The sequence below is a fragment of the Streptomyces sp. NPDC031132 genome (assembly GCF_055570595.1).
The window spans coordinates 70435-80859 of the sequence record NZ_JBVIGX010000007.1; the positions used below are offsets into that span (position 1 = coordinate 70435).

Below are 10425 nucleotides of genomic sequence, written 5' to 3' on the forward strand. Positions count from 1 at the left end.
ATCACCCTTCCGCGGTGCGGGGCGTTGTGTTGACCACTCCGAAAGGGATGTGAACGCTGGGGGTGCCCGGTGCCGTGTCGTTCAGATGAGAGACCTGGTCGTCGAAGAAGATGTGCGGGTCGAGCGTCCTCATGACCGCAGCCTTGTCGATACCGCCGAGGAAGAAGGCGTCGTCGACCCGTAGCCCCCACTGCTTGAGGCTCGTGATGGCACGTTCATGTGCCGGGGCATCCCGAGCGGTGACCAGGGATACCCGAAGGCGGAGCTGATACGTGTGGTCCTTGCGGCGCTGCTCCTCCTCGCGGCGCTGGATGCGATTGATGCCGGCGAGGAAGTCTCGTAGGGGGCCGGGATCGTGGGGGGTGGTGGCATTGCGGACTTCGTGCGCACGGAACTCGTCGATACCGCCGCTCTGGTAGATCTTCTCGGCGGTGTCGCCCGCCACCACTCCGTCGAAGTCGAAGGCCATGCGGAGTTCGGGGTCGGACTCGTCGTCGATTCGTGCCGTTTCGAGTACGTGCCCCGCAGGCAGTCCGTCTGCGACTGCGGTGCGAACGTCAGGTCCGTTGGCCGACAGGAACAACGACATGTTCAGTGCCGGCATGAAGCGGTGCGAGGGTCGACCCTGCCGGAAGACGGCGCGGCTGATCGGCAGGTCGTGCGCCTTGATCGAACGCATGACGCGCATGCCGGTGTCCGGGTCGTTGCGGGAAAGGATGATGACCTCGACCAAGGGATCGGACGGGTCCGAGAGGTTGTTCAAAGACAGCAGGCGCCTGACGAAGGGGAAGGCCACCCCCTTGCCGAGGACATCGTTCACATGGGTCTCCTGGTAGATCCGGTAGGCATCCTCGCCTTGCTCCCGGAACACCGCGTCGCAGTCGGTGAGGTCGAAGAGGGCACTGGAGGCGATCCCCACCACCAGGCGCTCGGACAGGTCGTACTTCATGGCGCTCCCCCTGCTGACACGAATGCGACGTCGGGATGCTTATCACCCTTTGCTCGAGAGGCCTACACGGACCCCGGTCGCCGGTGCTCTCGTCGGAGCGCCTCGATCCGGACCGAGCACAGGACCGCGCCACGGGAGGCAGGTCACAGACCTGGACCCTTATCAACCCGTTGTCCCGTATGTCACCCTGGCGCCCATGTTGCTGCCGTTTCCGTCCCGAGCCGTGCCCGCCGTACTGGCCGGGGCCGTGACCGCGCTGCTGGCCGCGTGTGCGCCGTCGGCCGCCGCAGGTGCGGTGGCTGCGCCGACCGTGGCCGCCGTGACGTACACGCCCGTGCGGGAGCCGTCCCCGGCGCCCAGTACCGCTCCTTCGGCGGCGGCGTCCGTGGGCCCCGGCGCCGGCGTCCGTACCCGGGTATCGACGCTGTCCATACCCTCGGCCGGTATCGCCGGGCTGCGCGTGGTGCCGTACGAGGGCACCACCGACGACGGACCCGGGACCCGCATCCAGGACCTCGGCGTGGCGGCCAGCCCGTACGGCGCGCGGGGCGGGGTCGGGCCCGGTCAGGTGGGCAATTTCCTGGTCACCGCGCACCGCCTGTCGGCGGGCGGTCCACTGCACGACCTGCCTTCCGTCGACAAGGGCGACACGGTCCTTGTGACCGTGGGTGAGTCGGTGTACACGTACGAGATCGTCGAGACCCGCAAGACGTCCTTCCGCTCGGAGAGCTCGCTGAGCGAACAGCGCGCCGCAGTGCCCGGGGCGCCCGGGGCGGCCCCCACGCAGGCCATGATCACGATCTCGACCTGCGCCACACCGGAGGATCACGCGGAGGGCAACTTCTGGAGCGACGCCCGGGGCAACCCCGAGCACCGCATCGACAAAATAGGGGTTCTGCGCAAGACCGCCGGAGCCCCGCCCGCCGGCTGACCCACGGCTACGGCACGGCCGCCGGCCACCGAACCGAGATGCGGTGCGTTGCCGGGCAGCGCACGATGAACGAGGACGTCTCGGCCCGAGCGCGGAACGAGCTCGGCAGCGGCGACGGGCCGGAGCCGCGGGAGCGGACCGGCCGCGCGTGGGGGGCGTCCTCCTTCAGATCGTGCACGGCTGCGGCGCGGGCATTCCGGCGCGCCCCGATGGCCGGCCGCACCCGCCCCGGTGCCGCACGCACCCAAGTGCGAGGAAAAGGGGAGAAACATGAAGAAATCCCTCGTGGCCGCCCTTGCCACTGCCACGTCCGCGACGGCCGTCCTGCTGGCCGGTCCGGTGACGCCCGCGACGGCCGCTTCGGCGTTCTGCAACCAGACGACGCCGAGCACCTCGATCCTCTTCTACAAGTCCGGCAGCGGCGAAGCCGGCACAGGAACCCTCTCAGCGGGCCGCTGGCGCTACAAGGGGGCGCTCGACCTCCCGGCCGGCTACACGCACGCAGCAGCGAGCCGCGATTCGCTGCTGCTGTACAACAAGGACACCGGGGGCGGGGAAGTCGGCACCTTCAGGAACGGGCTGTACCACCGCACCCGGACGTTCGACAACTTCTCCACGGACTGGACCTTCATCGAGGCGTCCGGCGACTCCGTGATCTTCTACGACGGCGACACCGGCCACGGCGTCACCGGCACCCTCAAGAACGGTGCGTTCCGACAGGTGCGCGTGTACGACGACTTCAGCACGGGCTGGGGGACGATGGCCGCCTCGTGCGACACGTTGGTCTCCGCGGCCAGGCACGGGTCGAGCCAATCCCCCTGGAGCAACGTGGGCTACGGGACCCTCAAGAGCGGCGTCTACACGGACACGGGAAGCATCCCCAAGGACGAGTACCTGGGGCAGCTGACCGCGACCGAGGACTCCGTGCTGTCCTGGGCGAGGGCCGGTGGCCAACTCGAGTTCCGGGTGTCCGACGCGACCGACGGCTCGGGCATCGACTTCCGCAAGATCGGCACCTCCGGCATCTGGGACAAGGTGGGCCGGACCTCGGACAGCCTGTTCTTCTACAAGAACGACGGGACCGCCTGGACGTCGACCCTCGTCAACGGCGACTACGCCAACGTCGGCCCGCTCGCCGACGTTTCGTCGGGCTGGTCGCTCATCGAGGGCGGCGTCTGACCCAGCGGCGTCCTGCCCGAGTCGTCGAGAGGCAGCGGGGGCCGGGCGAGGCGGGGCGCGACGACACCACTCGTCACGCCCCGCCATTCCCCCAGCAGCCGGGGCGCCCTCGGCCCGCCCGGCGAACCGGGGCCCCTCAGCCCCGGTCGTACGGGTGGAACCCGCGGCCCGTCTTGCGGCCGAGGAGTCCCGCCTGGACCATCCGGTCGAGGAGCGGCGGCGGGGCGTACAGGGGTTCCTTGATTGCGGCGTAGAGGGATTCCGCGATCGCGGCGACGGTGTCGAGGCCGATCAGGTCGGCGAGCTTCAGCGGGCCCATGGGATGGGCGCAGCCGAGCACCATGCCGGCGTCGATGTCGGCGGCCGTGGCGAAGCCGGACTCGGCCATCCGGATCGCCGACAGCAGGTAGGGGACCAAGAGTGCGTTGACCACGAACCCGGACCGGTCCTGGGAGCGGATCGCGGTCTTGCCGAGCGTGTCCCGGACGAAGGACTCCATCGTCTCGGCGGTGCCCGCCGTGGTGTGGAGGGAGGAGACGATCTCGACCAGGGGCAGGACCGGGACGGGGTTGAAGAAGTGCAGGCCCAGCACTCGGTCGGCACGACGGGTGGCCATGCCCAGGCGCATGATCGGGATGGCGGAGGTGTTGGAGGCGAGGATCGCCTCCGGGTCCTCCACGACCTTGTCGAGAGCGGTGAAGAGCTCGGTCTTCACGTCGGCGTTCTCGACCACGGCTTCGATGACCAGCTGCCGGTCCGCGAGATCCTCGAGGGCCCCGGTGAACAGCAGGCGGGCCAGCGCGTCCTCGGCGGAGACCCGGTCGAGCTTGCCGCGCTGCACGGCGCGTTCCAGCGAGACGGCGACGCGCTCGCGGGCGGCGCGGGCCGCCGTGGCGCCGGCCTCGCAGACGATGGTGTCGAGGCCCGCGCGGGCGCAGACTTCGGCGATTCCGGCGCCCATCTGACCGCCGCCGACGATGCCGATGCGGCGGACCTCGGAGCGGAGGGTGTTCATGAGCGGGCCTCCGTACGGCGGACGAGGTGGCGGGAGTAGGCGTCCGGCGTGAAGAACGCGGGCAGCTCGCGGCCCAGGGCGGTGCGTTCCAGGATGCCGCGCGCTTCCTCGACCAGGGCGTCGGGCTGCTCCGCGGCGAGAGCCGCGCATTCGGTGTCGACCAGCCGCAGCACCTCCTCCCGGGTGATCAGGCGGTGGCGCAGCCACTGCCAGAGCTGGACGCGGGCGATCTCGGCGGTGGCCGCGTCCTCCATGAGCCCGTAGAGGGCCACGGCGCCGCTGCCGCGCAGCCACGCGTCGAAGTACCGCAGGGCCACGGCCACATCGGCACGCACCCCCTCCGCCGTGGGCGGCCCGCTGATGCGGCGGACCGACAGCAGGTCCGAGGCGCGGACGCCCACGTCCTCGCGGGGGCGGTCGATCTGGTGCGGGCGCTCGCCCAGGACGCCGTCGAAGACCTCCCGGCAGACGGGGACCAGCCCGGGGTGCGCCACCCAGGAGCCGTCGAAGCCCTCCTCCGCCTCGCGCTCCTTGTCGAGCCGGACCTTCGCCAGGGCGGCTTCGTTCGCGGCCGCGTCCTTGCCGGGGACGTGCGCGGCCATGCCGCCGATGGCGTGGGCGCCGCGCTTGTGGCACGTACGGACGAGCAGCTCGGCGTACGCCCGCATGAACGGGGCGGTCATGGTCACCTTGGCCCGGTCGGGCAGCAGGAAGTCGGTGCGGTGCCCGAAGTTCTTGACGAGGCTGAACAGGTAGTCCCAGCGGCCTGCGTTGAGACCGGAGCTGTGCTCGCGCAGCTCGTAGAGGATCTCCTCCATCTCGAACGCGGCCGTGATCGTCTCGATGAGGACGGTGGCCCGGACGGTGCCGCGGGGGATGCCGAGGAGTTCCTGGGCGAGCACGAAGACGTCGTTCCAGAGGCGCGCCTCGTACCGGTTCTCCAGCTTCGGGAGGTAGAAGTACGGGCCGTACCCGGCATCGACCTGCCGCTGCGCGCAGTGGAAGAAGTACAGGCCGAAGTCGACCAGCGAAGCGGGGACGGGCCGGCCGTCGACCGTGAGGTGCTCCTCGGCGAGGTGCCAGCCGCGGGGGCGGACCACGAGGGTCGCGAGGTCCGTGCCGAGCCGGTACTCCTTGCCCTCCGGGGTGGTGAAGTCGATGCGCCGCTGACAAGCGTCCAGCAGGTTGAGTTGTCCGCCGATGACGTTGTCCCAGGTGGGGGCGGTGGCGTCCTCGAAGTCCGCCATCCACACGCACGCCCCGGAGTTGAGGGCGTTGACGGTCATCCGGCGCTCCGGCGGGCCCGTGATCTCGACGCGGCGGTCGGCCAGGCCGGGCGCGGGCGGGGCCACCCGCCAGCCGGGGTCGGCCCGGACGGCCGAGGTGGCACGGGAGAAGTCCAGGGGCGAGCCCGCGGCCAGGTTGGTGTGGCGGCGCTGCCGCTCCTTGAAGAGCTCGACCCGTCGCGGGGCGAAGGCGGCGTCGAGTCGGCCGATGAAGTCCAGGGCCGCGGGGGTGAGGATCTCCTCGTGGCGCTCGCCCGGCGTTCCGTGGACCTGGACGGTGCGGGTCAGTGCGTGGGTGGACATGCGGGTCTCCTCCAGGGAGGGGAGGGCCGGACGGGACGGTGCGTCCGGCCCTCCGCAACACGGGCCGACGGGCCGGGGCGGGCGAAGCGGTGCTGTTCGTTGGACCGAAGCGGGTCCCAGGACCCGTCGGGTTCCTAGTGGAACTGCTCTTCCTCGGTGGAGCCGGCGAGCGCGGTGGTGGAGGAGGAGGGGTTGACGGCGGTGGAGACGAGGTCGAAGTAGCCGGTGCCGACCTCGCGCTGGTGCTTGACCGCGGTGAACCCGTGCTCCTGGGCGGCGAATTCGCGCTCCTGGAGGTCCACGTACGCGGTCATGCCGTGCTCGGCGTAGCCGCGGGCGAGGTCGAACATGCCGTGGTTGAGGGAGTGGAAACCGGCGAGGGTGATGAACTGGAAGCGGTACCCCATCGCGCCGAGCTCGCGCTGGAACTTGGCGATCTGGTCGTCGTCCAGCGCGGCCCTCCAGTTGAACGAGGGCGAGCAGTTGTAGGCGAGCATCTGGTCCGGGTGCTGCGCGTGGATCGCCTCGGCGAACTCGCGCGCCTGGGCCAGGTCCGGGGTGCCGGTCTCCACCCAGATGAGGTCGGCGTACGGGGCGTAGGCGAGGCCGCGGGCGATGACCGGGGCCATGCCGTTCCGGACGCGGTAGAAGCCCTCGGCGGTGCGCTCACCCGTCACGAACTGTGCGTCGCGCTCGTCGACGTCGCTGGTCAGCAGGTTCGCGGCGAGCGCGTCCGTACGGGCGATGATCAGGGTCGGGGTGTCCGCGATGTCGGCGGCCAGGCGGGCGGCGTTCAGGGTGCGGATGTGCTGCGAGGTGGGGACGAGCACCTTGCCGCCGAGGTGGCCGCACTTCTTCTCGGAGGCGAGCTGGTCCTCGTAGTGGATGCCGGCCGCGCCCGCCGCGATCATCGCCTTGGTGAGCTCGAAGGCGTTCAGCGGACCGCCGAAACCGGCCTCGGCGTCGGCGACGATCGGCGCCAGCCAGTCGATGCCGTCCGTGCCGCCTTCGGCGGTGGAGATCTGGTCGGCGCGCAGCAGCGCGTTGTTGATCCGACGGACCACCTGCGGCACGGAGTTGACCGGGTAGAGGCTCTGGTCCGGGTAGGTGTGGCCGGCCTGGTTGGCATCGGCGGCGACCTGCCAGCCGGAGAGGTAGATGGCCTGGAGGCCGGCCCGGACCTGCTGGACGGCCTGGCCGCCGGTGAGGGCGCCGAGCGCGTGGACGTAGTCCCGCTCGTGCAGCCGGCGCCACAGCCGCTCGGCGCCGCGCCGGGCCAGGGTGTGCTCCTCGCGGACGCTGCCGGAGAGCCGGACCACGTCCTCGGCGGAGAAGGTCCGCTCGATGCCGGCCCAGCGCGGGTCGCTCGCCCAGCGCTCGGCGAGGTCCGCTGCTGCTGCCGTGTGCGTGTCTGCCATGACCGTCACCGTCTCCATGATGTCGATTGAGCTGCGCCTGTACGTCAAAGGTGCAAAGGCTTGGCACTGTGTGCCGTTCGCAGTGGTTGCGGCCCGCCGTCCGTACGTGGAACGAGCTGAGCAATGTTGTCGAACCCCAGCCGGAACCTGCCGGGATCGCCGACATCAGGGCATGAATCGCGCCTGGTTGTTCCGTGCCGGCCGCCGAGTCCGGCGGGCCGCAGGACGACTCTCCCAATGACACCCAGTGCCATCAAGGCGGGATGCCTGCTAAGTTCTGCGCATCTTTTCGCGCTGGTTTGCCAAGTCTGCAAAGCGTTCGATGTGAACTGCCGGGCTGGGCCGACGCGGGACACGAGGGGGCACGGGCACGGTGGGCAAGACGTACGGGGGAGCGCGGCTGCGGCGGCTGCGCGAGGAGCGCCGGATGAGCCAGGCCGACCTGGCCCGGGTACTCGCGATCTCGCCCAGCTACCTCAACCAGATGGAGCACGACTCCCGCCCGCTGACCGTGCCCGTGCTGCTGCGGCTGACCGAGGCCTTCGGCGTCGATCCCGGGTTCTTCTCGGAGCGGGACACCAGCCGCCTCGTCGCGGACCTGCGCGAAGCGCTGGCCGGGGAGGTCGCGGAGGCCCGGGTCTCCGCCTCCGACCTCGCCGACCTCGCCTCCCGGATGCCGGCGGTCGCCCAGGTGCTGCTGGACCTCGGGCGGCGCAGCCAGCGGCTGGCCGAGGGCCTGGCCGGGGTCGCGGACGGTCGCGACGGGGACGGCGGCGGGCCCCTCTCCCCGCACGAGGAGATCCGCGAGTTCTTCTACCGCCGCCAGAACTACCTCCACGACACCGACCTCGCCGCCGAGGAGCTGGCCCGCACCATCGGGATCCGGCCCGGCGAGGTCCTCCGCGCCCTCTCCGCCCGGCTGGCGGACCGGCACGGCGTACGGATCGCGGTCGCCGGCGACTCGGCGGCCGGCTCCGAGCGGCTGCACCACTACGCGGAATCCGGCCGCGTGCTCCAGCTGTCCGCCCGCCTGAGGCCGGGGCAGCAGGCCTTCCGGATGGCCACGCAGCTGGCCCTGCTCGAGTACGGGGACGAGCTGGACCGGCTCGCCTCGGAGGACTTCCGCGCCGGTTCCACCCCGCACGGCCTCGCCCGGATCGGCATCGCGAACTACTTCGCCGCCGCGCTGATCCTCCCGTACGGCGCCTTCCACACGGCCGCCGAGGGATTCCGTTACGACATCGAGCGGCTCACCGACCACTTCGGTCTCGGCTACGAGACGGTCTGCCACCGCCTGAGTACCCTGCAACGCCCCAGGCTGCGCGGGGTCCCGTTCTCGTTCGTGCGCGTGGACCGCGCCGGGAACATGTCCAAACGGCAGTCCGCGACCGGCTTCCACTTCTCCCGCGCGGGCGGCACCTGCCCGCTGTGGAACGTGTACGAGGCCTTCGCCGCGCCCGGCCGCATCCACGTCCAGGTCGCCGCCATGCCGGACGGGCAGCGCTACCTCTGGACGGCCCGCGCCGTCACCCGGCACCGGGGCGGCTGGGGCGAACCCGGCAAGACGTTCGCGATCGGCCTGGGCTGCGAGATCCGGCACGCCTCGCGGCTCGTCTACTCCGACGGCCTCGACCTGGACGACACCTCCGCCGACACGCCCATCGGCATGGGCTGCCGGATCTGCGAGCGCCTGGAGTGCCCGCAGCGCGCCGTCCCGCCGCTCGGGCGCCCGCTGGCCGTCGACGAGAACAGCAGCACTTTCGTCCCGTACCGCGTCGCCGAGTAGGGCAGGATCTCAGGAACGGCCCAGCCGGAAGGCCTCCGCCGGCGTCACCGGCTCACCGGCCCGGACCCCGTGCAGGACGTGCGCCAGGACCTCCGCGCCGCGCACCACCCGTGGGCCCGGCCGGTTGAAGTACGCGGGCCCGTCCAGCACCCACACCTCCCCGGCCCGTACGGCGGGCAGCTCCGCCCAGCCGGGCAGCGAGGTCAGCAACTCCCGCTCGCGCAGGGTACGTTCCGGGCTGAACCCGCAGGGCAGCAGGACGAGCACGTCGGGACGGGCCGCCCGGACCGTGTCCCAGTCCACGGGGCGGGTGTGTTCGCCCGGCGCGGCGATCAGCGCCTCGCCGCCCGCGTACGTGATCTGCTCCGGCACCCAGTGACCGGCGGGCCAGAGCGGATCGAGCCACTCGATGGCCACCACCCGGGGGCGCGGCCGCCCCGCCGTCTGCGTGCGGACGGCCTCCAGCCGGGTCGCGAGGGCCTCGCGCCGGGCCCGCGCGACTTCCCGTACGCCCAGCAGCTCGCCCACGGTGACCAGGCAGTCCAGTACGTCGTCCAGGGTGCGCGGTTCGAGGCTGAGCACCCGGGGCCCGGCGCCCTGGACGCGCACCGCCCGTCTCACTCCCGCGTAGGAGACCGCGCAGACGTCGCACAGGTCCTGGGTGAGGATCACATCGGGTGCGAGGGCGCCCAGAGCCTCGGTGTCGAGGGTGTAGAGCGAGGAGCCGCTGTGCGCGGCGCCGCCGATGGCGGCGGAGATCTCCCGGCTGCTCAGGGCGTCCGAGGAGAACTCGGCTGCGGTCACCACCGGCACCCCGGCCACGGCCTGCGGCGGCCAGTCGCACTCGTGCGTACGGCCCACCAGATCGGCGGCCAGCCCGAGCTCGGCCACGATGTCGGTGGCCGCGGGGAGCAGGGAGACGATGCGCATGCCTCGAGCGTAGGCCCCCGCTCCAGGGGTGGTTGACACGCCCGCGCCCGTCCACGGCGCACCCGGCGCCGATGGGGAGCCGGGGGGACGGTTACGAGGACAGGAAGGACAGCCGTACCGTGCGGTGCGGGTTGTCGCGGTTGGTGTCGACCAGCACGACGGACTGCCACGTGCCCAGGGCCAGCCTGCCCTGCACCACCGGCAGCGTGGCGTGCGGCGGTACGAACGCGGGCAGCACGTGATCGCGGCCGTGCCCCGGGGAGCCGTGGCGGTGGCGCCAGCGGTCGTCGGCCGGCAGCAGGGTGCGCAGGGCCTCCAGCAGGTCGTCGTCGCTGCCGGCGCCCGTCTCGATGACGGCCAGCCCGGCCGTGGCGTGCGGAGTGAACACGTTGAGCAGTCCGTCGCGGCCACGGGCGGCGTCCCGCAGGAACTCCTCAATGGCCGTGGTCAGGTCGTGCACGGTCTCCGAGGAGCCCGTCGTCACATCGAGGGTGCGTGTGGTGAAGGTGTCTGCCATGGACCCATCCTCGCCGGGCGCGGGGGGGGGGGGGGGGGGGGGGGGGGGGGACGAGGGGGGGGGGGGGGGGGGGGGGTGGGGGGCGGGGGGGGGGGGGGGGGGGGAGGAGGA

General features: G+C 71.8%; 9 protein-coding genes. 3 read left to right on the forward strand and 6 right to left on the reverse strand.

The window, feature by feature from the left end; translation table 11 throughout:
* Position 1: 1 nt before the first annotated feature.
* A complete protein-coding gene (locus ACZ49B_RS12725) occupies positions 2-949 on the reverse strand; it encodes a 5'-nucleotidase (RefSeq protein WP_468304164.1) in 948 nt (315 codons plus the stop codon).
* Between the two features lie 196 nt (positions 950-1145).
* Here ACZ49B_RS12725 and ACZ49B_RS12730 point away from each other — a divergent pair, with 196 nt between their 5' ends.
* Positions 1146-1880 (forward strand): class E sortase, encoded by a 735-nt coding sequence (locus tag ACZ49B_RS12730; RefSeq protein ID WP_468304167.1) that lies wholly within the window; start codon positions 1146-1148, stop codon positions 1878-1880.
* A gap of 270 nt (positions 1881-2150) precedes the next feature.
* A complete protein-coding gene (locus ACZ49B_RS12735) occupies positions 2151-3059 on the forward strand; it encodes a hypothetical protein (protein WP_468304170.1) in 909 nt (302 codons plus the stop codon).
* 136 nt (positions 3060-3195) lie between these two features.
* Here the strand turns inward: ACZ49B_RS12735 and ACZ49B_RS12740 are convergent, their stop codons facing one another.
* The 3 genes from ACZ49B_RS12740 to aceA form a co-directional block, all read right to left on the reverse strand.
* Positions 3196-4074, reverse strand: coding sequence for a 3-hydroxybutyryl-CoA dehydrogenase (locus ACZ49B_RS12740; RefSeq protein WP_468304173.1), 879 nt, complete (start codon positions 4072-4074; stop codon positions 3196-3198).
* Positions 4071-5663 carry a malate synthase A gene (gene aceB, locus ACZ49B_RS12745; RefSeq protein WP_468304176.1) on the reverse strand — a complete coding sequence of 531 codons (1593 nt, stop codon included), beginning with the start codon at positions 5661-5663 and terminating at the stop codon, positions 4071-4073. The genes ACZ49B_RS12740 and aceB overlap by 4 nt, the downstream gene beginning before the upstream one ends.
* Positions 5664-5797: 134 nt before the next feature.
* Positions 5798-7081, reverse strand: a complete 1284-nt coding sequence (aceA, locus tag ACZ49B_RS12750) for an isocitrate lyase (protein ID WP_468304179.1) — start codon at positions 7079-7081, stop codon at positions 5798-5800.
* Positions 7082-7454: 373 nt separating this feature from the next.
* On the opposite strand from aceA, the gene ACZ49B_RS12755 reads away from it, so the two are divergent.
* Positions 7455-8867, forward strand: coding sequence for a short-chain fatty acyl-CoA regulator family protein (locus tag ACZ49B_RS12755; protein WP_468304181.1), 1413 nt, complete (start codon positions 7455-7457; stop codon positions 8865-8867).
* Between the two features lie 9 nt (positions 8868-8876).
* On the opposite strand, the gene ACZ49B_RS12760 is transcribed toward ACZ49B_RS12755, so the two are convergent.
* A complete protein-coding gene (locus ACZ49B_RS12760) occupies positions 8877-9797 on the reverse strand; it encodes a cobalamin-binding protein (protein WP_468304183.1) in 921 nt (306 codons plus the stop codon).
* Between the two features lie 91 nt (positions 9798-9888).
* Positions 9889-10314, reverse strand: coding sequence for a secondary thiamine-phosphate synthase enzyme YjbQ (locus tag ACZ49B_RS12765; protein WP_468304186.1), 426 nt, complete (start codon positions 10312-10314; stop codon positions 9889-9891).
* Positions 10315-10425: the final 111 nt, after the last annotated feature.